Below are 24,685 nucleotides of genomic sequence, written 5' to 3'. Positions count from 1 at the left end.
CTATCTGTCCTCAATCTAAATGAGAAACTTGGCGGAAGTGAGTGCCTTTTTCGCCCCGGAAGGCCGCTAATAAGCGCATACCTACCCAATAAGCCACCGCACCGACCAGTAAAGAGTTCAATGCTGGAACGCCAATATCTGCACCAAAAGGCCCCAGAGCAGAGGTACCCCAACCGACGACAACCGCACAACACCATGCAACTAAAGTCACTGGGTTATACACTTCACAGCGGGTTGGTAAAATGCCTTGTTCTCGGGTGATATCCAGCTCTTTTCTATCACGTTTTAACAAGTAATAATCGACAACCATAATACCCGCGACAGGTGGAATCGAGATACCAAGATAAATTAAGAAACTAATAAAGTTATCTAAGATACCTAACATGGAAGCCACGGTACCAAAAATACCAATGATCCAGGTTAAATAACGGCGGTCAAAACGCTTATTAAAAATTGCGTTCAACAATGTGGAGAAGCCGAGTGATGAAGAGTAGAGATTGATATCATTCATTTTAATTGTTGAGAAGATAACAATCGATGCACCTAGCAACCCAGTTAACGCCATCATCAAATCAAAAACTTGGCTTGTACGTAATGCTAAAGCCATTAATACCGCAATCATGTTGACGAACAGTTCGCCACAGAATGTACCAATCAATGTCATCCAGAACACATCTTTCGGCTTATGCATAAAGCGGCTGATGTCTGGTGTTGTTACAGCAGAGATGATAAAACCACCCGCAACCATCGTAATTGCAGCTGGCATTGTCATTAAAGGCCCGGCAGGTTCAGTGGCATTAATTAGTGAACTAATGTCCTGTCCCGATAATAAATTATAAGTTGCCCAACCTAGTGCGAATAAAAATAGCGGTGTTGAAATATTTGCAGTAATGGATAAAAATCGATACCCATATACCGTAATAATTGTCACCGCAATGCCTGTAATAAGCGACCAGGTCCCTGGTGTTAGCACGTTAGTCGCTTTATACATACCATCCGCGAAGAAACCATTTTGGACACCAAACCAACCCATTAAGGAGATAGCAATGGCTCCTCCAATTAATGCTGATCCTAGTTTTCCAAAACCAGCCCACCGAGACAGTAGACTGATTGACATTCCTTCACGACAAGCTGCCGCTCCGAGACCCCAACTGACGACCTGTAAAATTACAGAGCCGAGCATTGTTGCCCAAAACGCCTGCCAAAACGTTAATCCATAACCAAGCGCTGCACCTAGCATCACTTGCGAAACGCAAGCGAGTGAACCGATACGGAGGATCAACACTTCATAAAACGGTCGACGAGCACTTTGCGGTACCCGCGCCAGAGAATAATCTTCACCTGCTTTATTTGCCATTTTTTATGCCTGCTGTGTATGAGTCTTTACTTGTGGTTTTTTGGCTTTTTGCTAAAGTTCCATTTAATGGAACTAGGTTTCATTTATTCTACAAGACGAATAATATCCATGATCGATACCAAATCGCAAGTAGAATTTACCTTTTTGATAGCTTTTTTATTATCGGTTATTTAAATAGGAGGAGAAATAGGAGGGGGTGAAAACGAAATAAGCTGTAAATTAATAGGTTAAAAACTCAACATTTAATTAGAGAAATTTCATAAAATGAGTGATTACCCATAGATAATTCTAATTTAGACACACCGATATGGAGTAAATTGTCTTTTCATTTCAGTTAATCTCACAAAATATTCGACCTAAACAGCCATTCACCGATTATTTTATTTAATAAATTACTTATATTGTGAGAAAAAAGTTGTAGCTATCTCCTCTACAACTTTTCAAATAATCACTAATTGATAAATTACTCTCTTGCTAATGCATCAATCGGATTTAATCTCGCCGCATTTCTTGCTGGCAGGAAACCAAAAATAATCCCAATCGCTGTTGAACACGCAAATGCGCTGACAAGTGCAATAGGATCAAAGGCAAATGTCCAACCCGGAAGCGCCATTTGAGCCATCAAACTGACCCCATAAGATAAGCCAATACCCATTAAGCCCCCAATAAGACACACTAACACCGCCTCAATCAGAAATTGCTGCATCACATCCGTCGTACGACCGCCAACCGCCATACGAATACCGATTTCACGGGTTCTTTCCGTGACAGACACTAGCATAATATTCATCACACCAATTCCCCCAACCACAAGGGAAATGACAGCGACTAAAGTCAAAAAGAGCTGCATAGTTTGGGTGGTCTTTTCCGCTGTTTTGACTAACGTATCAATATTATAGGTAAAAATATCCTTCTTACCGTGACGTAATGTGAGCAAACGAACCAGTTGCTGCTCAGCGACTTTCGCATCAATGCCATCCTTCACTCTAACCACAATGCTGTCATAGTAAGAACGGTTAATCAGCTTACTGTTAATGGTTGTATCGGGTAAAAACACTTCTAGGCTTTTGCTGGAACCAAAAATTGACTTTTGCTCCCCCAATACGCCAATCACTGTGGCGGGCATATTTCCGATGAGCAATGTCTCACCCACAACATTCTGTTTGTTCGGGAAAAAACGTCGTTTAGTATTACCGTCAATCACCACCACAGGTGCACGCCGTGTAAGCATGTCCTGAGTAAATCCCATACCTTCTGCAAATTTATTTCCGAAAACTTGGAAGTAATCTATCCCCACGCCAGTGACCCGAGCCACCGCGTCTAAATTCCCTTTACGTAATCTAGCGGAAGTATCAATGGAACCCGTCACCGATTGAACATAGGGCTGCTGAGCAATAGCAGAAATATCAGAGGCTTTTAAAGCTTGCCGATTTTCCGGGTCATCGCTGCCAAAATCCTTACCGGGATATACCGAAATCGTATTGGTGCCAATCGACTTAATATCATTCAATACCATCCCTTTGGCCGCATCGCCAATCACCATGATGGATACCACTGAGGCAATCCCAATGACAATTCCCAGCATGGTCAGCAAGGTGCGCATTTTATTCACTACCATCGCACGCCACGCCATTAATAAGGCTTCACTGAATCGGCTAATCCATTGTCCTAATGGACCTTTCTTCATCGCAACTTTTGCAGGAAACTCAACATTCTTCGTCGCTAACACACCAGAATCATTGATGATTTCACCATCTTTGATTTCAACGATCCGCTCCGCTTGTTGCGCGACTTTTGGGTCATGGGTAACGATGATCACCGTATGCCCTTGGGCGCAAAGATCTTTTAAGATCTTCATGACCTCTTCCCCCGAATGGCTATCTAGCGCCCCTGTCGGCTCATCTGCCAAAATAACCTGTCCGCCATTCATCAGAGCGCGAGCAATACTGACCCTTTGTTGCTGTCCACCCGATAATTGGCTTGGGCGATAATTGACTCGTTCACCTAAGCCTAAACGCTGAAGTAATTGTTCTGCTCGTTCCTGTCGCTGAGACTTGCCTACTCCGGCATAAATAGCGGGGATCTCGACATTTTGCTCAGCACTCAAATGGCTCAGTAAATGGTAACGCTGGAAAATAAAGCCAAAATGTTCACGTCGTAATTGTGCCAATTGGTCATTATCCAATGTCGCAATATTTTGCCCTGCAACGAAATACTCCCCTGATGAAGGTTTATCCAAGCATCCCAAAATATTCATCAACGTCGATTTTCCCGACCCTGACGCTCCAATAATCGCCACCATTTCACCGGCATTTATTTTCAGCGAGACATCTTTGAGTACCGTGATCTCCTGTTCACCCGCAGGATAGCGCCGCGTAATGTTATGCAGCTCAAGTAAAGTCGTCATCATTACAATTCCGTATCGCTGCTGCGACCGACGATGACCTTATCCCCTTCTTGCAAACCTTTAATCACTTCCACAGAGACATCATTGCGGCTGCCAATTTCAATGTTTCTCTTTTGCGGTATTCCGTCATTCAAAACTTCCACTTCATAGACTTGTGGAGTGACTTCATTTCCTAACGCCAATAATGGAAGGAGCAGCACATTTTTATGGGACTCAAGCTCAATCACCACTTGCGCGGTCATTTGTAGTTTTAAAAGATGTTGAGGGTTTGGCACTTCAAAACGTGCATAGTAGAAAATCGCATCATTGATTTTTTCAGGCGTTGGTAGGATATCTTTTAGCTTTCCTGCAAATTTTTTATCCGGTGCGCCTAACACGGTAAAAGACGCACTTTGACCAGGCTCAAGGTAGATAACATCCGCTTCAGAAACTTCAGCTTTGACCAGCATCGTATCCAAATCAGCTAATGTCAAAATCGTTGGCGCTTCTTGGGCGGCAATCACCGTTTGCCCTTGTAATGTCTTGATAAACGTTACAATACCATCCATCGGCGCAGTAATTTGGGTGTATTTCAGATTGGTTTTTGCGGTATCTAAAGAGGCGCGATTACGTTTAATTTGCGACTGATACGTGGCCACTTTCGCTTTATTCACTTCCACATCAGTTCTGGTTTTATCCAGCTCTTGCTGAGCCACTGCTTGCACTTTAGATAAGCTTAAATAGCGTTGGTAAGTCACTTGCGCAAGCTTTAATTCAGCCTGAGCCAATGCCAAGTTGGATTCTAATTCATGGATAGTTTCTTGGGATTCAGTGACTTCGTTTTGCGCTTTTTGCGGATCAATAACAGCTAGCAGATCGCCTTTTTTAACGGTATCACCTTCTTTGACATACAGTGTTTGCAGTTGACCGCTAACCTGCGCCCCGACATCCACTTTACGTACAGCATCTAATTTACCCGTCGCCATAACCCGCTTATCGAGGTCACCACGAGTCACATCAACAGTTTGGTAGCTCTCTGGCTGCTGGTTACCAAGAAAAAACCATGAGGTCACCAGCGCCGCGAGTAGAACAAGTATGCCATAAATCCATTTTTTTCTTGGGACTGCCTTCATTAACTCTATTCCTATTTTCAATCGGAGGGCCTTCCCTCTATTGAAAATAAGATAGCTGAATAATTATCACACTTCACTAAACAGATTTAAGATTAACTGCAATTTATATTAATACGCCTTACCGCGCGCCAACCATGCGACTCTTGAGAACATATTTCTCAGAGCCAATGGTACGGCTTCAGGACCTAATTCAGCGGCACGGTTTACGGTCGCTAGTGCTAAATCTGGTTTTGATGTCCGTGCAATCGCTTTTAAAATCACACGGCGAGTTGATACTCGGGCATTTTCAGGAATTTCTGCAATTTCATGGTACAAACCTTGAAACCCTTCGCGATACAGAAAATGTTCCATATCCGGTGCAGGTAACATTGTTAACCGGTCTCTATCTGGCGAATTAATTTTGTTAGCGTAATGCGTCGCCGTTGCAGCATATTTTCGCCCCGCTTCATCCCCATCAGTTAATACATGCCATTCAATGCCCATTTTATTGGCAAATTTTAATAACGGTTTTAAGCCACTTTGTGCAAAAGCAATCACCTTAATACCTTCTGTTTCGAAGAAATAATTACATTGCCTCGCAAATTCGCTCATTAGCCAAATTTCCGTTTCACCTTCAACCAGTAGCCAACAACGAGCAAATAATGCGGAAGGTCTATTAAAACGAATATGGAAAGATATTTTACGTAACTCTTCGGCACTTAAATCCTGCGGGTTCAAACGATATGTAGACACTTTATTAGTATCACGAACGAGGCGGCATAAGCTGTCAATTGGCGCTTGGGAAAGTAAGTCGCCAGAATTGGTTGTGGTGATCCGCTGTAAGGAGAACAAACTAAACAGCCCCCACGCAATAGATAACATAATAGGATGTAGCCGTGTTTCAGGATCTTCCACAATAATAATTGGGCGAGCATGTTTATCCAGCTCTATATTCCCTTTAGATTGCAGTAATGACGAAAACATCCCTAGGATAATCAGGCGAATATTACGTTGATTCGGCTTCGCAATTAACCGGTTAATATTATCCAATGCCTGCCAACCTCGCTTACGAGGCTCTATACTAATCATTGGATTATCCGCTTTCACCATATGACCACTTTTCCCTGAAAAGTAGTGGCTCAGCAATTGCTGCATCGCGTCCACCCCATCTTCAAGGTCATTATCACTTAAGCGTTCAGGATTATTCACCAGCGCCATTGTCAATTCTTTAATCTGATGATTAAAGTTTTCACGGAAATTGTTGCTTCCGCTGACAATCGTTTCGGGGTTAATGCTACTCAAGAAACGCGCATCTCGTAAGCGGATCACAGGATATAAACGGACAATTTCTTTAATATACTTACCGACATTATCTAGGGACAATTTATTTCCCCCAGAATTTAAGAAGCATTTATCTACCGCAACGCTGTTATCGTCTTTTAACTCCGCACTCACTCGCAATAGAATATGTTTTAGATCATCCCCATTATCAACCCAAACAGAAGCAAGATTTTGGAAACGATAAGATTGATGGCGTCCAGGACGACTCTCGCAGAACTTTAAGACAATCTGCAAAGTACGAAAACGCGTTTCATCATCCCCAGTAGGATGGTGAAAATCATTCGCAGTGAATTGGTATTCGCGATGTTCGGGAGAGAGCAAAATATCTAAGGCATCGAGTAAACTTGATTTACCCCATGAGTTTTCCCCGATGAGAACGGTATTATTATTGAGTTCTAAAGAAAGTCGGTTGATCCCTCTAAATCCGTATATTTCCACACGTTCCAGATACATATCTCTCTCCTTGCTATCGAAAACTGAGTTTGATTGTAACATCTTGACCGCTCAAGGATCCGTGAAACAACCTGAACTATCGCAAATAAAAGCTTACTCATTAAGCCGATTAATTACTATACGAGTCAACATAGTACAAAAAAAACACGTTACGATACATGTTCCTGTATTGAGCTTATTTATTTGGTGATATAGGATGTTTATGCTTTATTTTCCAGCATTTTTCTCCTATTTTTAGTTAATCAGCCATTGAAAAATATTTATCACCTGCGTGATATTTAGCATCACAGGCTAAATTTATTCATGTTTCGATAGCAATGTTCATGAATGTTTAAATATAATCTGTTGTTTATATTGGCATAAGTTTATATTGGCATAAATTAGTGTAGTTAATGCAGTAAAACAAAATGAAATAAAATAAAAGGGCACTAACATGTATTCTGGCTTGCTGATTATTCTTTTACCTCTGTTTCTGGGTTACTTGATACCTATAAAAAATAAAAATGTTCTCCATCGAGTTCATCAGTCTTTAAATTCGATGGTGTACGTCATTTTATTTTTAATGGGTATTACCCTTGCTTTGCTTGAAAACCTCAGCGCACATTTAGTGTCCATCTTAATTTATGCCCTGACCTTCTTTGCCTGCATTTTTGGCTTCAATGTGCTTTCTTTAATTCTTCTGGATAAGCTCGACCCATGGAAAGTCCCACAGCACAAGCAAGAAAAACCCCCTTCACGTATCAAAATGGTATTTGAATCCTTACAACTGTGTGGTGTTTTACTCGTTGGCTTTTTGGTGGGATTAACCGGGTTTAAATTCTTACATTACGCAGATAAAGGCAGCCAAGTGGCACTAATGTTGTTGCTGTTACTGGTTGGGGTACAGCTGCGTAATAGTGGAATGCATATTCGGCAGATTTTAATTAACCGCCGAGGAACCACTATTGCCTTAGTGATGGGAGTTAGCGCCCTTATCGGTGGTGCAGCCGCGGCTTTTTTCCTTGGACTTCCTCTCAAAATGGGATTAGCTATCGCCTCTGGATTCGGTTGGTATTCACTCACCGGTATATTAATTACCGATGCCTATGGCCCCGTGATGGGCAGCGCCGCATTTTTTAATGACCTATTGCGGGAATTGACTGCCATCATGTTGATTCCGTTAATCATTAACCGCTATCGCTCTACTGCGTTGGGAATTTGTGGCTCTACATCTATGGACTTTACTTTGCCTGTATTGCAGCGTAGTGGTGGCGTGTCGATTGTCCCTGCCGCTATCGTTCACGGCTTCGTTTTAAGTCTAATTACGCCAATCCTTATGGCCTTCTTTACATAAGTAGAATTTCAGTCACAATAGCCGTTAATTTAGGTATCACAGGAAATTAACATGACGGGTAAACAACGAGTTTTAGTACTAGGTGCCAGTGGCTATATTGGGCAAAATTTAATTCCTAAATTGTTGGAAGAAGGTCATGAAGTCACTGCTGCCGCCCGACGTGTAGATTGGATGCTATCCCAAGGTTGGTCAGATACTCGCTGTATCTATGTAGATTTACACCAGCCTGAAACCCTGAAAAATATTATGGACGAGGTGGATATTGTTTACTTTCTCGTTCATAGCATGGCGGATCAAGCCAATCTTATTGAACGTGAACGTGAAGCGGCGCGCAATGTACAAAATGCGCTGCAAGGCTCCAACGTCAAGCAGGTGATTTACCTCAGCGCACTGCAACATGGGCATACTTATTCCCCGCATTTAATTGCCAGACGCTTAACAGGAGAAATTCTGTGCGAAAGTGGTATTCCGGTGACTGAAATCCGCGCATCCATTATCGTTGGTTCAGGCTCTGCAGCCTTCGAAATTATGCGTGATATGGTGTATAACCTCGCCATTTTGACGCCGCCTCGTTGGGTACGCTCAAAGTCATCCCCGATTGCCCTTGAAAATATTCTGTATTACCTCACGCAATTAGCCCAACTTCCCGTGACAGAAAGTCGAGTGTTAGATGCCGGTGGCCCTGAATATATAAGCTACCAAGAGCTCTTCAAGCGCTTTATTAAAGTCTCTGGAAAGCGTCGATTGTTAATTCCAATTCCGATCCCTGTCAGCATGATCTCCGTGCACTTTATTAGCTTGATAACTTCAGTACCGCCAACTATTGCCAAAGAATTGATCCAAGGCTTACAACACGACCTGCCTGCGGACGATAAACTCATTCGCGAGCTTATTCCGCAAACACTGATTTCATTTGATGATGCAGTCAGAACCACATTAGCGGAAGAAGCCAGTGCCATTGATAACTCAGATTGGGGTTACGATCCTGAGGTGAAAAAACGCTGGCGACCGGGTTACGGCTACTACCCTAAACAAGCCGGTTTTACTTTTAGCACTACCGCATCCACAGAATCTCTCTGGCATACCGTACAGCAAATTGGTGGAAAAGAAGGTTATTTTTACGCCAACATTCTTTGGAAAACACGCGCCATTATGGACGATATGATGTTGAATAAAGTCAAATATGGCAGACCTGATCGTGAAACCTTACAAGTCGGTGATGAAGTTGACGGTTGGCGAGTTATTAATATGGAGCCGAATAAGCAACTTAGCTTACTTTTTGGTATGAAAGCGCCAGGTTTAGGTCGACTGACTTTCACCATCCATGATAGTGGAAACCTACGCTCAATTGATGTTCGTGCATGGTGGCATCCAGCGGGTTTCAGCGGATTGCTCTATTGGTTTGCGATGATGCCAGCTCATCTGTTCATCTTTAAAGGCATGGCTAAGCGTATTAGTGAATTGGCTATTCAACGGGACAAAAAGCTTGTGACTGCGCCGATAGCGGAAGATAGCTCCAATAAGCCGGAATAAATTTAGCGTAAAAAACCAAATTTTTATGCATAAAACATTGCATAAATATGCTTACAGGATTAATATCGCGGGTAGTTAATTTAGATATTATTGGTAAGCATGAGCATTCAATTAAAAAACATAAACTGTTTCTACGGTAACCATCAGGCACTCTTTGATATCAACTTAGAGTGCTCTGCTGGTGAAACTATGGTATTACTCGGGCCAAGCGGCGCAGGTAAAAGCTCCTTATTGCGCGTACTGAACCTGCTAGAAATGCCACGTTCAGGTCAACTCAATGTTGCCAACCATACTTTTGATTTTGCCAAAGCACCAGATGCGAAAGCCATTCGCGATCTGCGCCAAAATGTAGGTATGGTTTTCCAACAATATAATCTCTGGCCTCACTTAAGTGTGATGGATAACCTGATTGAAGCGCCATGCCGCGTTTTGAAACAATCCAAACAGCAAGCTCAAGAAAAAGCCGCTAAGCTATTAGAGCGTTTACGTTTATCGCAATTTGCTGACCGCTATCCCCTGCATTTATCCGGCGGCCAACAACAACGTGTCGCGATTGCACGCGCTTTGATGATGGAACCACAAATTCTGTTATTTGATGAGCCAACAGCCGCACTTGACCCTGAAATTACAGCGCAAGTGGTGGACATTATTCGTGAACTTTCAGCAACAGGGATCACCCAAGTTATCGTGACCCATGAAGTTGAAATTGCCCGTAAAACCGCCAGCCGTGTGGTCTATATGGAAAACGGTCATATTGTAGAGCAAGGAGATGCTAGCCACTTCGCTGCACCTCAAACCGAAGCATTTGCGAACTATCTATCCCATTAATAGATTCTGTCCCACTAATAGATATAGGATTAAGCAATGAAAAAATTATTATTAGCTACATTATTAGGCGCTGTAACCCTATCTGCGGCGGCGGCGGAAAAAGAGACCATCCGTTTTGCAACTGAAGCCACTTACGCTCCGTTTGAAATGTTTGATAAAAACAACCAAATCGTAGGTTTTGACGTGGATCTGGCAAATGCAATGTGTGAAAAAATGAATGCAACCTGCACATTCACACACCAATCTTTTGATAGCTTAATCCCAAGCCTGAAATTCCGTCGCTTTGAAGCGTTAATGGCAGGTATTGACATTACCCCTGAGCGTCAACAACAAGTAGATTTCACCGAAACTTACTATCCGAACTCCGCTGAATTTATTGCAGTAAAAGATAAGATTACTGCCGTTGATCAGTTAAAAGGTAAAAAAATCGGGGTACAAAACGGTACCACACACCAAAAATACATTCTGGAACAACATAAAGATATGACTGTTGTCCCTTATGATAACTACCAATCTGCCATTTTAGATCTGCAAAACGGTCGTATTAATGCGGTCTTCGGTGACACTGCCGTTGCTGATGAGTGGTTAAAAGCGAAAGGTAATGAAAACTTAGCGGCAGTGGGCGACAAAGTGACCGATCCACAATACTTTGGTATTGGTTTAGGTATCGCTGTTCGTAAAGGCAACAAAGAGTTGCTGGATAAAATGAACAAAGCCTTATCTGAAGTTAAAGCCGATGGCACCTACGATGCTATCCATAAAAAATGGTTTCAACAGTAGTCGATATAATTAATGAATGATTTATTCTTTTTAGCAAGTGCCGCCGGTATTACCGTCGGCCTTGCCGTTTTAGCACTAGTCCTTGGATTGGTTCTCGCGATGCTATTTACCGCATGGGAATCTGTTCGGTTCAAACCTCTCGCCTTTTTAGGTACCTGCTGGGTCACGCTGATCCGTGGTTTACCTGAACTACTGGTGGTGCTGTTTGTCTATTTTGGAACGCTCCAGCTTATTAACCTGTTAGGTGATGGTATCGCCATTAACTTAGGTTTCTGGCAAGGCACACTCCAAATTGACCCGAGCATTTTCTTTGCTGACAGCGGTGAATTTGACTACACACCATTCTTCTGTGGTGTGGTTGCGCTCGCACTGTTATATGCGTCTTACGCCTCACAGACCTTGCGTGGTGCATTGAAAGCCGTGCCTTATGGTCAATGGGAAGCGGGATTAGCGCTTGGATTAAGCAAACGTACCATTTTCTTTCGCTATATCATGCCGCAAATGTGGCGTCATGCCCTTCCGGGTTTAGGTAACCAGTGGTTAGTGTTACTCAAAGATACCGCGTTAGTCTCCTTAATTAGCGTCAACGACTTAATGCTGCAGACCAAAACCATCGTGAACCGTACCCATGAACCGTTTACTTGGTACGCTATTGTGGGACTGATTTACCTCGCTATCACCCTATTAAGCCAATTGGTGCTAAAACGTATTGAACTGCGCACCACTCGTTTTGAACGGAGTGATGCGAAATGATCGATCTAATTCTGCAAATATTACCGGGATTACCGACCAGCTTGTCACTGACCTTCAGTGCATTATTGGTGGCTTTTATCTTAGCCATCTTCTTTACGCTGATCTTATCCCTCAAAACTCCTGTCGTTTCGCAAGCCGTTAAGGTGTACATCACCCTATTCACTGGTACGCCGTTATTGGTGCAATTCTTCTTGATTTATAATGGCCCGAGCCAATTTAAGTCACTGCAAGATTACCCAATGCTGTGGGAATTTATTTCGACGCCATGGATTTGTGCGATGGTGGCATTAGCATTAAACAGTGCAGCCTACTCCACGCTGTTATTCCATGGTGCGGTAAAAGCTATTCCATCGGGTCAGTGGCAATCTTGCCAAGCGTTGGGTATGAATAAGCTGCAAACCATGCGAATTATTCTCCCTTATGCGTTTAAACGTTCGCTTTCATCCTATTCCAACGAAGTGGTGCTGATTTTCAAAAGTACCTCTCTCGCCAGTACCATTACGATGCTAGATATTATGGGCTACAGTAGCCAAGTATTTGGGCAAACATGGGATGTCATGGCGTTTGTCGCAGCAGGTATTATCTATCTTGTGGTGAATGCGATTCTGACGTTAATTATGCGTCTGATTGAGCGTAAAGCGCTGGCTTTTGAACATCGTAGTTAAAATTAACAGATTGTATTTAAATGAAAAAGCTTGGTCTTATGCCAAGCTTTTTTGTATTAAAAACATACATAGCTAATCATTTCTATATATTGCTTTTTGAAAGATAGACCTTTTTTATATTGGTAGCATGAATCATTGCAACATTATACCGATTAAATAAGGTTATCTAGATGATTACACAAGTTAAATTTTCCATTCCTTTTCAGCAAGCACCTATTGTTGATTACATTGCCACTAATATTCCCAATCTATTTGAAAATAAACTTGTCAAAGTCTCAAATATTAGTCCTATTCAAGTGGGTATTTGCCGTGGCCTTTCCACTTGTTTTCTGATGCATGAGAACAATAACCGTGGCACTCAATATATAGAGAAGATAAATGAGTCCTTGGACACTCTAATCCATTATGAAGAACCTCAAGATACACTCGATGAGTATCTTTTAAATTTAACTAAGCAGATCAGATTCGCAGAATTTAACGTGTTAATTCATCAAGCCATCAATGAACAAATAGATCATGGAAATGCCACCGAATTGAATAATCTATTATTAGATATAAATGATTTTACGCTGAGAGAAATAAATACTGAGGAGAAAAATATTGCGTATCTAATTAACTTACTTCAAGCACCTGAAATCGCTCAAAGATTGAATGAACCCAATACGTTTCTCAGTGATTATGATTTCCCTGCCAATATAGATTTTTACATAAATAAAGTACTTAATAAAAATAACACTGAAAATTTATATTTATCCAAAGAAAACATGGCTAAAGTCCAAAAACAATTAGCAAACAATAAACCATTAACCATCAATGATGCCAAGCTAATTCTAGCCTCATTTATTCGATATGAAGTAGAAAAAATCACCCTTACATCAGCGGCTAGAAAAGTGCGTTTCGGGTTAATCAATGATAATAGCTATACACTAGAAGATAGACATAATACTAACCAAGATGGAGAATTAAAAACACTCTCTCAAATTGAACTGGATATTAATAATTCAATAGAAAAAAACGACTATTATTACTGCCTTCTTGCTAGCCTAAATCACTGTATGGCCATATCAGCGCATCGTTGTGACCAAAAAGTGACATATAAATTTTTTGATCCCAATGAAGGAATTTTAATTTCTAAAGATAGCTACATCTTTTTCAATCAGTTATCCCAAATTTTTAATGAGTTTAATATCAATAGGGAAACCGAGCGCTCTTATGCTGGTCAAATTCTCCTTAATGTCAGATCTATGCAGAAAAAAACTGATAGTCACAATAGAATAAAATTATTCTCACTTACCAATAATGAAATCCAAGATAATATAAAAAAATCTCTAATAAAGAATAAAATAGAAATAGCATTATCAGAAAATTTCAAAATGAAGCTAAAAAAACATGACTCAATAAACAGTGAAACTCAATTGTCGATTGTGGGATTAAAGAGGAAATGGAACATCTACTCAACTGAAACGGATGTTGAAAAGATGATATTAACCGTTGCTGAGAAGCTCCCATTAATAAAAAACAAAAAAGGCAATTTGTCTATTGATAAATATGGAGAAATCCATAATAGATAGGCGTAAACCTATCTATTTTAGTCACTATTTTCGTTTCAATAAGCTCAATACTTCATAGTGTGCGGTATGCGGGAACATATCAAACAGTTGAACTTTGCAAACTTCATACCCTGATAATAACTCAAAATCTTTCGCCATGGTTTGAGCATTACAGCTGGAATAAAGAATATACTCAGGATGCATATCAGATAAATAGTTGCATAAATTCTTACCGATACCACGGCGAGGTGGATTCACCAGCACTAAATCGGGAATATCTTGGCGACTGGTTGCAAAATTTGTTGAATCTAATGCTTGGAACTCAACGTGCTGCAAACCCAGCTCTTGGGCAGACTGACGAGCACACTCAATAGCTGGCGCACTAATTTCAATCCCCGTTAGCTTGGTCGTCTTATCCGCGCAATGCAAACCAAAGCCACCCACACCGCAAAATAGATCCCATAAGCTAGTGATATTCAATTCTTTTACCCACTCTCGAGCAGTTTGATATAACTGAGATGCCACGATAGGGTTAGTTTGGAAAAAACTTTGCGGACGAATAAACAGAGGAACTTGGTTAAATTCATCCCGCAGCACATGTTGTTCAGTGAACATAATTTCCTGTTCACCTTCTAAAATAGCCATATGTACGGGTTGAATATTGGCGGTGATCACGGCTAATTGCGGCAATTTTTCTTGTAACCAAGGTAATGCTTTTTGTAATTGCTCGATTTTTTTATCGGAGCGCAAGACAAAGCGCAACATAAATTGTTTGGTATGCCAGCTTTGAGTCAGCAAAATATATTTTAGCTCACCGCGCTTACGTTCAATGCTATAGGGGGTTAACCCAGCTCTCGCGATAAAAGGAATAAGCTGCGCGAAGATTTGCGAAAATTCAGCGGGATATAACGGGCACTCCGTTAAACTGACAGCATCACCATCACGGTTAACAATACCCAGAATCGGTTTTTCAACGCTACCACTGACAACCATTTTGGCTTTATTGCGAAATCCTTCAAATGGCCCCGTCACTGGCACCAAAAATAAAGATGACGCCAAAGAAGGCAATAAAGATTGCAGATTATCTTGTTTACGGGAAACTTGCTGTTCTGGCGATAATTCTAGCCACTGACAGGAGCGACATTCTCCTGCCAAATATTTTTCACAATGCATAGGGTATTTAGTGAATAATTACGGAAGGTTTATCATCAAGGTCGGATTCAGTGTCGTCATCATTATCATCCGACGCTAACTCTTCATATTCATCTTGGTTAGCGTACAGCAGATTATTACTGAAAATTTCAAACACAATACCGGAAATTTGCTCTTCAGCTTGCTGTAAGAAATGGCTAAATTGGCGATAGGTAATCCCAGCTTCTAACGAAAATGATTGGCTTACCACCAATTTAGGTAGATTTTCATTATTAATTTCGAGAAAAACTTTTGCCGTTAATGAACTGGCGTTAATTTGGCTAATATTTGCCACTAGCGTAATAATCGCAGTAGGTTTAAGTTCCGCCAATGCTGAGAGTACTAACACATTATTCATAATGTCTAATTTAGCATCAAAAATCCCATCAATATTTTGCATATGAGGGAGATGCAAAGCCGCACAAGAATCACACTCGAAATAAGACGTTTTGAGTTGGTCGAGCCACTCACGTAGTTGTGAGATATCTGGGTAACAAATAGAATCCATGATCAATAACCTTCTTCAACTCAAAATAGCGATATACCAAAAATAACCATATTCATGCCAAGCAAGCATTCATACTAACAAATCATTCATTCTAACAAATAGAAAGCGGATAATTTTCACACATAGCCAGTCTAAACACCAGTAAAACCATGACCTGCTCTACTTTTCGTCTGGTTTATCATCATCTCGCGTCGTCTCTTTTGGCTGATTACGGCGGTCACGACTTGCGCCCCCTGATTTATTGTCAATACCCAAAAAAGTAAGGCCATGCACGGCTCGCCAGATAATATTAATCATTGCCGGAATTAAACAGCCCATCCCGACCAGCACCATAGAAACAATTGCGCCAGAGCTGGCTAACCATTCCGGCAGCGTAATATAGTCATTAGTGGCAAGTAATACGGTGATGAGTAATAATATTCCGATACCTTCAAGAAAAAGAACTGGTTTTGGCATATCCGCTAATGAGCGCATCGTCCCTTTAGTCTCTTTTGTGGGTTTTTGCTGTTGTTCCATGATGTTTTCCTTCGTTTTATTGCCTTACACTGACAGTATCGTCACCACCACTAGCAAATTATATATACTGCCTATAGCTATGAAAGGAAAATTCAACTTTTATTTCAAAGCTGATGTTGGCATAGTATTGGGCATTATTATTTCGTATCTGAATAGTCATTAGAATCTGAGTTCTAAATTTAAGGAGATATTATGTACACTGTTATTTTTGGTCGCCCTGGTTGCCCATACTGTGTTCGTGCTAAAGAACTTGCAGAAAAACTGAAGAATGAACGTGACGACTTCGATTATCGCTATGTTGATATCCAAGCGGAAGGTATCTCTAAAGAAGACCTGTCCAAAACCGTTGGTAAAACTGTAGAAACCGTTCCTCAAATCTTTATCGATGAAAAACACATCGGTGGTTGCACTGATTTTGAAGCATACGCTAAAGAAAATCTGAACCTGTATAAATAATCACCATTTCAAAACATTTTCTTTTATAAAGCTCCAGATGAACCTTTCATTTGGGGCTTTATTTTTTCTTTTTGTGCTATGCAAAAATATTTTCATCAAAAATTGCACTTTTTCTGATCACCGAGAGAACTTTCCTCCTTTGCTGTAGTCTTAATTAGTGCCACTGCTTTTCTTTGATGTCCCCATATTGAGGAGCCCGATAGCCATTTGATTCTTTCATGCTATCGGGTTTTTTGTGTCTGGAACTTTTGCATTGCCCTGATAAATCACTGTTATTGAGCAAATATTGATTGAGTTAATGTTTAACAAAAAGTAAATTTATCAGCTTGAGTAGCAAGGTCTAGAGCGTGTCTTGATTCACCCCCTTCCCATTGCTATGTCCCGTCTTCTTGAGAACTAATGTCCGAGGTACTCTGATCGTGCTGGAACAACTAAATCTGGATCTTTTTAATCTGATCAACGCAACGCCTGAGTCCGCAAGTGGTACTATTGCGTTAGCCACCGTGATCGCCAAACGCTTGATCCTTATTTTCCCGCTATTTACTGTTGCATGTTGGTTTTGGGGTGCACAGTCAAATATGACTCGCCAACGTGCCTTTGCCTGTAAAACGGCTTACGCCATTGTCATTGGCTTAGTGATTTCTTGGTTGATTGGTTATTTTGCACCACATGAGCGCCCTTTTGTGATGGGAATTGGTTCTAATTTCTTAGATCACGATGCAACGCCATCTTTCCCGAGTAACCATGGAACTATCGTTTTCACCTTTGTTTTTGCTTTCTTATTCTGGCTAAGAACGTGGGTTGGCTTCGTCTTTATGGTTCCTGCCATCGTTATTGCATGGTCTCGTATTTATCTTGGCGTTCACTGGCCGTTAGACATGATTGGTGCATTTATCTTAGGTGCTATTTCTTGCGGCTTATCTCGGCTGATTTGGGCTATGGGCGGCAGCGTTATTCAGCAGCCAATCACTCGCCTTTACCAACTAGCCTTTGGTTCTCTCATTCGTAAAGGATGGATGCAACCTTAATTGGTGATTTAAAGTACTGACCTATTATTAGTGTCAGTACTTTCCCCTTCATTTCTCCCATCATTAAATATTGAGCTAAATCAAAGTTTGTTTTCATTTATTTTTAGCGTCAATAACTTTATTTGAATTTATCAAATAAACATTAGAACAATTAATTAACAAATATTTTGTAACGATTTCTTATTATTTTTTGCGACGAAAAATAAGTATTCTATTTCTAATCTTAAATTCCCTAAAACAATTAACATATTCCTCAAGAGCATTAATTAATCAAAAAAATTAATCACGTTATTAATCAATTAATGTAAAGGTAAAAAAACAATTAATATCAACAAGTTAAGCAGATTCAAAGTTGAGATGTCTCCAACGAATAAAGTGGTTTTTCCATCTGTATTTTCAAGTCATTGATCATCTGATTGACGTTAAATTTTTTATTAACATGATAACGGTTTTAATGTTTTGTATTTTTATATAAATGAATTTGTCGAATAATCATTTTATGAACATTGTCGAAAACCAATAAAAACCAGCATTAAGTTAAATTTCATTAACAATTTTACAAAATTCACTGTAAGCTGATAAACATGGGGGATATTTCTCTTTTGAGATAATGATCACGGCATTTTGTTCTGCTAAAATGTAGATTCTCACACTCAAAATCCACTTTTAAAAATTACTTATAAAATTACAAAACTGATTGAAAATGAATTTCATATTCATCTTAGTTTTATTTCCAATCAGATTGTTACGTATAAAACCATTATTAATGGCTAGACAGTGTATTAACCGATTGTTTATTTACTAACCACTGATTAAACCGTCGATTAATCGTACAAAAAGATTAAGAGCCTAGTGAAATAGGCACCCAATTTTTATTTTTGACTTTTATTTTTGGAGACTATTATGGATACAACAAAAGTTGGTTCCATCAACAAAACAGCCTCGCAAACAGGGAATGCTACCGCTTGGCGTAAAACAGATACCGTGTGGATGCTCGGTCTTTATGGGACCGCCATCGGCGCTGGTGTTTTATTCTTACCTATCAATGCGGGTATGAGTGGATTACTGCCAGTATTACTGATGTTAGTACTTGCCTTCCCAATGACCTTCTTCGCACACCGTGGTTTAACCCGTTTCGTACTTTCTGGTTCAAAGAAAGATGGTGATATCACTGAAGTTGTAGAAGAACACTTTGGTCGCACAGCAGGTAACTGGATCACTCTGCTCTATTTCTTTGCAATTTATCCTATTCTGTTAGTTTATGGCGTTTCTATTACCAACAACGTCAACAAATTCCTGACTGAACTATTAGGCGTTGGTGCACCACCTCGTTGGTTGCTAGCACTGATTTTAGTCGGTGGCGTCATGGCCATTGTTGCATTCGGTGAAAAATACATTGTTAAAGTCATGAGTATGCTGGTGTTCCCATTCATCGCCGTACTGGTCGCTTTCTCTCTGTACATGGTTCCACATTGGAGCACCGATGTTCTGAGCACATTATCTTTAGATAGCGTAACTGAAGCGGCTAAAGCATCGGGTGGACAAAGCATTTGGATCACTATCTGGTTAACAATCCCAGTCATGGTGTTCGCGTTTAACCACTCACCAATCATCTCTGCATTCTCTGTTGCAAAACGTGAAGAGTATGATGAAGCAGCTGAGAAAAAATGTTCACGCATTCTCGCTTCTGCACACATTCTGATGGTTCTGACTGTCATGTTCTTCGTCATCAGCTGTGTATTCACACTGTCTTCAGCAGACCTTGCTGCAGCTAAAGCGCAAAACATCAGTATCCTTGACTACCTGTCTGGCTACTTTGATCAGCCATTCATCAAGTATGCAGCCGCTATTATCGCCTTTATCGCTATCATCAAATCATTCTTAGGCCACTACTTAGGTGCTCGTGAAGGTTTCAATGGTTTAGTTGAGCGTGCATATCGTGCAAAAGGCAAAACGGTTGATGTCAAAAAATTAAATCGTGGTACTGCACTGTTCATGTTAGTGACAACTTGGATTGTCGCAACATTAAACCCTGGTGTACTGGATATCATTGAAAGTCTGGGTGGCCCAGTTATCGCAATCCTGCTGTTCTTAATGCCAATGTATGCAATTAGCAAAGTACCTGCAATGCGTAAATACTCTGGTAAACTCAGCAATATCTTCATCGTTATCATGGGACTGGTCGCTATCTCCGCAGCAGTCTACAAGTTATTCTTCTAATTAAAAAAACCAGCAAATAATTCAGTCAATTTAAGCCCTCAATTAACCTATATCAATCGGGTTAGTTGAGGGATGTTCTATAATCATCCTACTGACAACAAATACCCTGTAATTGGCAGTTTGATGGGGATCCTTCAATATAGGAAGACAGAATATGATTAGCGTATTCGACATTTTTAAAATCGGTATCGGACCATCCAGCTCACACACTGTCGGCCCTATGAAAGCCGGTAAGCAGTTTGTCGATGACCTTATCCAGCAAAATCTTCTCACTAAAACCACACGCATTTCTGTTGATGTTTATGGCTCTTTATCACTAACAGGTAAAGGTCACGCCACAGATATGGCGATTATTATGGGGTTAGCGGGTAATCTGCCTGATACAATTGATATTGATGCTATCCCAGCATTTATGCGCAATGTTGAGCAAACTGGCAAACTACTGCTGGCAAATGGTCAACATGAAGTCGATTTCCCAACGGAAGGTGGGATGAATTTCCATTCAACCAACCTACCATTACACGAAAACGGAATGACAATTACCGCATTTGATGGCGATAACGTTCTGTATACCAAGAATTATTACTCCATTGGCGGTGGTTTTATCGTCGATGAAGAACATTTCGGTCAACAAACTGAAAATGCGGTTCAAGTCCCTTATCCATACAAATATGCGGCTGATTTACAAAAACACTGTAAAGAAACGGGATTATCTTTATCTGCATTAGTGATGCAAAACGAGTTAGCCCTACACAGCAAAGCAGAAATTTCTGCATATCTTTCTGCGGTGTGGGATGTCATGAAAGCCGGTATTGAACGCGGTGTGAGCACTGAAGGTTTATTACCCGGTCCACTGCGTGTTCCTCGCCGTGCCGCAGCGCTACGTCGCCAATTAGTCACTTCTGACAATAACAATATTGACCCAATGGCGGTGATTGACTGGATCAATATGTACGCCCTTGCCGTCAACGAAGAGAACGCTGCCGGTGGTCGTGTTGTCACAGCACCAACTAACGGTGCCTGCGGAATTATTCCTGCGGTATTGGCTTACTACGATAAGTTTATTCGCCCAGTCAACGAAAACTCTTATACCCGCTATTTCTTAGTTTCAGGAGTGATTGGTACACTGTACAAAATGAATGCGTCTATCTCGGGTGCGGAAGTCGGTTGCCAAGGTGAAGTCGGCGTAGCCTGCTCAATGGCTGCTGCTGGTTTGGCAGAATTAATGGGTGGTAGCCCAGAGCAAGTGTGCGTTGCGGCGGAAATCGCCATGGAGCATAACTTAGGCTTAACCTGTGACCCTGTTGGAGGGCAAGTCCAAGTACCTTGTATCGAACGTAACGCCATTGCGTCTGTTAAGGCAGTAAACGCCGCTCGTATGGCATTGCGCCGCGTGAGTGCGCCAAGCGTATGTCTCGATAAAGTGATCGAGACCATGTATGAAACAGGTAAAGATATCAACGCAAAATATCGTGAAACCTCTCAAGGTGGTTTGGCAATTAAATTAGGTCATTGCGAATAATTTAATCTCTATCATGTGAAAGGCCTGCAAATGCAGGCCTTTTGTTATTCATAAATATGTGATTACCAAACTTGATAAGGTGTTTGTGTTTGAACAAATACGCCCACTGTGCCAACTGTGCCTTTCACTGAATTGTCAGCATTTTTAGCAACACTCTCTGCTGTTTGTGCCAAACTATTCATACCTTCCGCCAATTTATTGGCCGCTTGTTCATCATCAATCACCATCCCATTGACAACCAAAGAATTACTGATGCTATCTCCGCCACGAATAGTACCTGAGTTATCCCCTGAGTTTTGTGCAAATCCAGCAGACACATTACCGATTGGTGTTTCTGTCTCACTAGAATGAGAGGTTATTGTCAGTGTTGCTGTCGTGGTCTTAGATGGTTCATTTAAAATCTCTTCACCTTGATTCGCTAAATCACCAATTTGAGAAAGCATTGGCTTGAGCTGCTTAAATGTTGCCATGTCTGTTTTAACAGACAGCTTATAGAGACGATATTCTTCAGCCAGTTTGGTATAAGATTGAAGTTCTTGCTGCAACAAGGAATCTAGCGCTTTTTTCTCCATTTCTAAGACGCCAATTTTTTCTTGCAGTTCAGAGACTTTAGAGCTGCTCTTAGACTCTTTTTCAACTTTTTCGTTTAAAATGCTGTTTAGTTTTTTGATGTCATTTTCTAAACGCTGGATTTTGGTATTTAAATCCGCTTTATTTTTTCCTTCATCTGCAAGCTTGTTATTTAAAACATCAATTTCTTTTTGCTTGCCCTCAATCTTGCCTTTAGTTTCAGTAATTTTTTCCTCTTGTTTTTTATTACGAACTTGCTGAATTTTTAAGCGTTCTTCGAGCTTTTCTTTATCGCCATTCGCTTGATTTAGCTTAGCATCAAGCTCTTGAACTTCTAGTTGTCCAGCATCTACTTGTACTTTGAGTTTTTCAATTTCACCACGCTGTGTGTTCATATCTGAGCGTAATTGACGCACATTCCCTTTCGCCTGGATCAACTCATCGTTTAATAACTGTTTTTCTTTTTCATTCTGTGCAAGACGTTGTTGAGCTGCATTTAGTTTTTCTTGAGCATCTTTTGATGCAAGTGCTTGTTCCGCTAACACTTGTTGCTGTTTTTTTAATTCTATTTTTTGAGATTCAGTTTCCTTTTGTAAGTTTAATAATTCATCATTCTTGCGAATAATTTCTTTATTTGCATCCGCCAATTGCTTTTGCATTCCTTGATATTTTTCAATACCACTTTGTAATTCACGAATTGCATTACCCCCTTTAATAAAGAAGTTTTCATGATTCACTGAACCTAGTTCGTTGGTTGCAGAACCACCATTGAGTTCATTATTATTTAAACCAAAATTGGTACTATGTCCTCCCTCAATACCACCGTTATTAGTACCGTCATTACGCGCCGCACCACCTTGCATAATATGGTTATTGGTATGTAGGTTTAAGGTATTTCCCCCTGCCACAGAACCACCGCCTTTACCTGAATCCGTTGCATCGCCAGATTTCATCACACCACTATTTTCACCACGGTTATCCGCACGCCCGCCATTAACACTGTTTTCCCCAATTCCTTGGGTATTTTTTTGCAGGGATAATTGATGCATTCTTTCGTCCATGGAAATGCCCATTGATAATTCTCCATTAAAATAATTTAAATAAATTGATTTATAAATTCACAAATCGAATCAGAGCAACCAAACCAATCAAAACGAAAATAAAAAAATAATAGTTACTCATCAAACGATTAGCTTGATTATTAAATTGAATTGGAAATATTTCAATTGAAGTTTATCTGTAAGTTTATTTAATGTTATTCATTACAAAAAAAAGAGACCTCATAAAGAGGTCTCCATATATTAATTTTATATTTAAGTTTTAATCATCCAAAAATAGCATTCCACCAGCCAGTAATGGTTTTCATAATGAAATCCCAAATTCGGCCAATGAATCCTGCTTCTTCAACCGCTTGCTTGGCGACTAATGGGTGCTGCTCAATCACTTCACCATTCAGAATAAAGTTAATCGTGCCCACCTTTTGGTTCAATGCTAAAGGCGCTTCAAGGGAGTCATTATCCAATTTGATATCCACTTTCAGATTCTGTAACTGACCTTTTGGAATAGTCACTGCCACATCTTTTTCAACCCCTAAAGGTACTTCTGAAATGTCACCAAACCAAACACGTTGTTTCTGTAAAACTGCATCCCCTTTAATCGGTGTCACTGTTTCGAAGAAACGGAAGCCCCAAGTGAGCAATTTTTCGCTTTCAGAAAAACGAACGCGGTCACTTGGCGCGCCCAAAACGACCGAAATCAAGCGCATAGGACCGTCGGTTGCTGATGCGACTAGGTTATGACCAGCACCGCTAGTATGCCCTGTTTTCACGCCATCAACATGGAGATTTTGGCTCCACAATAGACGGTTACGGTTAGGTTGACGGATATTATTGAACGTAAACTCTTTCTCTTTGTGCAATACATATTCATCTGGCACATCGCGGATCAGCGCTTGCGCTAATACCGCCATATCTCGAGCGGTACTGTATTGCCCTTGTGAATCTAAACCGTGTACGGTTTTAAAATGGGTATTGGTTAAGCCAATTTTTTGGACGTAGCCATTCATCAGGTCAACAAAAGATTCTTGGCTTCCTGCAACGTGTTCCGCCAAGGCGATACTGGCATCATTCCCAGATTGAATTACCACGCCTTTATTTAAATCCAACACCGAAACGCGGTCTTTCGGTTTCAAGAACATCAAGGAAGAGCCTTTTAAAATTGGGTTTCCGGTTGCCCATGCGGCTTCACTGACGGTCACCATATCTTGCGGCGTAATTTTTCCCGCTTTGACCGCTTGCCCGACCACATAGCTGGTCATGATCTTAGTTAAGCTTGCAGGGTCCAAACGCTCATCAGGGTTACCCGAAGCTAAAATTTTACCGCTGTTATAATCCATCAATACAAACGCTTTTGCGTCAACTTGTGGAGCAACTGGTGTCTGAGTCGCATAACTACTTGCGCTCATCACAACGAATAGGCTGAACCCGATACTTGTTCCTCGAATCGCTGAGGACAATGTTGTTTTATTCATTGGTTACTCCTTTACTATTAGTATTACCATTCAAAGCGTTCATCACAATCAAA

20 protein-coding genes are annotated in these 24,685 nt (G+C 40.8%); 11 read left to right on the top strand and 9 right to left on the bottom strand.

Going from position 1 to position 24,685, the window contains the following annotated elements; all coding sequences use genetic code 11:
• Window positions 1-10: 10 nt before the first annotated feature.
• From LDO73_RS05620 to LDO73_RS05605, 4 genes are all read right to left on the bottom strand, one after another.
• On the bottom strand, window positions 11-1,357 hold the full coding sequence (locus tag LDO73_RS05620) for a purine-cytosine permease family protein (protein WP_224060560.1): 1,347 nt from the start codon (window positions 1,355-1,357) through the stop codon (window positions 11-13).
• A gap of 463 nt (window positions 1,358-1,820) precedes the next feature.
• Complete coding sequence (gene macB, locus LDO73_RS05615; RefSeq protein WP_224061140.1) at window positions 1,821-3,764, bottom strand: macrolide ABC transporter ATP-binding protein/permease MacB; 1,944 nt, start codon at window positions 3,762-3,764, stop codon at window positions 1,821-1,823.
• 2 nt (window positions 3,765-3,766) lie between these two features.
• Entirely contained in the window at window positions 3,767-4,876 is a 1,110-nt protein-coding gene (gene macA, locus LDO73_RS05610; protein ID WP_423810876.1) for a macrolide transporter subunit MacA, read from the bottom strand.
• A 108-nt stretch (window positions 4,877-4,984) separates the two neighbouring features.
• Entirely contained in the window at window positions 4,985-6,649 is a 1,665-nt protein-coding gene (locus LDO73_RS05605; RefSeq protein WP_224060559.1) for an ATP-dependent nuclease, read from the bottom strand.
• A gap of 433 nt (window positions 6,650-7,082) precedes the next feature.
• Here LDO73_RS05605 and LDO73_RS05600 point away from each other — a divergent pair, with 433 nt between their 5' ends.
• The 7 genes from LDO73_RS05600 (at window position 7,083) to LDO73_RS05570 (ending at window position 14,112) form a co-directional block, all read left to right on the top strand.
• Complete coding sequence (locus LDO73_RS05600; protein WP_224060558.1) at window positions 7,083-7,982, top strand: lysine exporter LysO family protein; 900 nt, start codon at window positions 7,083-7,085, stop codon at window positions 7,980-7,982.
• Window positions 7,983-8,033: 51 nt separating this feature from the next.
• Window positions 8,034-9,515: a DUF2867 domain-containing protein gene (locus tag LDO73_RS05595; RefSeq protein WP_224060557.1), complete on the top strand. Its 1,482-nt coding sequence runs from the start codon at window positions 8,034-8,036 to the stop codon at window positions 9,513-9,515.
• A 99-nt stretch (window positions 9,516-9,614) separates the two neighbouring features.
• Window positions 9,615-10,343 carry an arginine ABC transporter ATP-binding protein ArtP gene (gene artP, locus LDO73_RS05590; RefSeq protein WP_224060556.1) on the top strand — a complete coding sequence of 243 codons (729 nt, stop codon included), beginning with the start codon at window positions 9,615-9,617 and terminating at the stop codon, window positions 10,341-10,343.
• A gap of 36 nt (window positions 10,344-10,379) precedes the next feature.
• Window positions 10,380-11,123, top strand: a complete 744-nt coding sequence (artJ, locus tag LDO73_RS05585) for an arginine ABC transporter substrate-binding protein (RefSeq protein WP_036951873.1) — start codon at window positions 10,380-10,382, stop codon at window positions 11,121-11,123.
• Window positions 11,124-11,135: 12 nt separating this feature from the next.
• Complete coding sequence (gene artQ / locus LDO73_RS05580; protein WP_224060555.1) at window positions 11,136-11,876, top strand: arginine ABC transporter permease ArtQ; 741 nt, start codon at window positions 11,136-11,138, stop codon at window positions 11,874-11,876.
• Window positions 11,873-12,541: an arginine ABC transporter permease ArtM gene (artM, locus tag LDO73_RS05575; protein WP_224060554.1), complete on the top strand. Its 669-nt coding sequence runs from the start codon at window positions 11,873-11,875 to the stop codon at window positions 12,539-12,541. The genes artQ and artM overlap by 4 nt, the downstream gene beginning before the upstream one ends.
• A 170-nt stretch (window positions 12,542-12,711) precedes the next feature.
• Complete coding sequence (locus LDO73_RS05570) at window positions 12,712-14,112, top strand: hypothetical protein (protein WP_224060553.1); 1,401 nt, start codon at window positions 12,712-12,714, stop codon at window positions 14,110-14,112.
• A gap of 24 nt (window positions 14,113-14,136) precedes the next feature.
• Here the strand turns inward: LDO73_RS05570 and rlmC are convergent, their stop codons facing one another.
• From rlmC to LDO73_RS05555, 3 genes are all read right to left on the bottom strand, one after another.
• A complete protein-coding gene (rlmC, locus tag LDO73_RS05565; RefSeq protein WP_224060552.1) occupies window positions 14,137-15,264 on the bottom strand; it encodes a 23S rRNA (uracil(747)-C(5))-methyltransferase RlmC in 1,128 nt (375 codons plus the stop codon).
• Between the two features lie 7 nt (window positions 15,265-15,271).
• Window positions 15,272-15,790 (bottom strand): YbjN domain-containing protein, encoded by a 519-nt coding sequence (locus LDO73_RS05560; protein ID WP_224060551.1) that lies wholly within the window; start codon window positions 15,788-15,790, stop codon window positions 15,272-15,274.
• Window positions 15,791-15,949: 159 nt separating this feature from the next.
• Entirely contained in the window at window positions 15,950-16,306 is a 357-nt protein-coding gene (locus tag LDO73_RS05555) for a YbjC family protein (RefSeq protein WP_036951889.1), read from the bottom strand.
• A 192-nt stretch (window positions 16,307-16,498) separates the two neighbouring features.
• Between LDO73_RS05555 and LDO73_RS05550 the strand changes: the two genes are divergently transcribed.
• From LDO73_RS05550 to LDO73_RS05535, 4 genes are all read left to right on the top strand, one after another.
• Complete coding sequence (locus LDO73_RS05550; protein WP_006812644.1) at window positions 16,499-16,762, top strand: GrxA family glutaredoxin; 264 nt, start codon at window positions 16,499-16,501, stop codon at window positions 16,760-16,762.
• Between the two features lie 419 nt (window positions 16,763-17,181).
• Window positions 17,182-17,790, top strand: coding sequence for an undecaprenyl-diphosphate phosphatase (gene ybjG, locus LDO73_RS05545; RefSeq protein WP_224060550.1), 609 nt, complete (start codon window positions 17,182-17,184; stop codon window positions 17,788-17,790).
• Window positions 17,791-18,693: 903 nt separating this feature from the next.
• On the top strand, window positions 18,694-20,010 hold the full coding sequence (locus tag LDO73_RS05540) for a serine/threonine transporter (protein WP_224060549.1): 1,317 nt from the start codon (window positions 18,694-18,696) through the stop codon (window positions 20,008-20,010).
• A 154-nt stretch (window positions 20,011-20,164) separates the two neighbouring features.
• Complete coding sequence (locus tag LDO73_RS05535) at window positions 20,165-21,532, top strand: L-serine ammonia-lyase (protein ID WP_224060548.1); 1,368 nt, start codon at window positions 20,165-20,167, stop codon at window positions 21,530-21,532.
• A 62-nt stretch (window positions 21,533-21,594) separates the two neighbouring features.
• Here LDO73_RS05535 and LDO73_RS05530 read toward each other — a convergent pair whose 3' ends face one another.
• Both LDO73_RS05530 and LDO73_RS05525 read right to left on the bottom strand, forming a co-directional pair.
• Window positions 21,595-23,163 (bottom strand): hypothetical protein, encoded by a 1,569-nt coding sequence (locus tag LDO73_RS05530; RefSeq protein WP_224060547.1) that lies wholly within the window; start codon window positions 23,161-23,163, stop codon window positions 21,595-21,597.
• Window positions 23,164-23,426: 263 nt separating this feature from the next.
• Complete coding sequence (locus LDO73_RS05525; RefSeq protein WP_224060546.1) at window positions 23,427-24,632, bottom strand: serine hydrolase; 1,206 nt, start codon at window positions 24,630-24,632, stop codon at window positions 23,427-23,429.
• Window positions 24,633-24,685: the final 53 nt, after the last annotated feature.

The organism is Providencia alcalifaciens (genome assembly GCF_915403165.1).
In the GTDB taxonomy this organism is placed as follows: domain Bacteria; phylum Pseudomonadota; class Gammaproteobacteria; order Enterobacterales; family Enterobacteriaceae; genus Providencia; species Providencia alcalifaciens_C.
The sequence above is the reverse complement of the archived record's forward strand: the minus strand, read 5'-3'. Positions and strand labels throughout refer to the sequence as shown.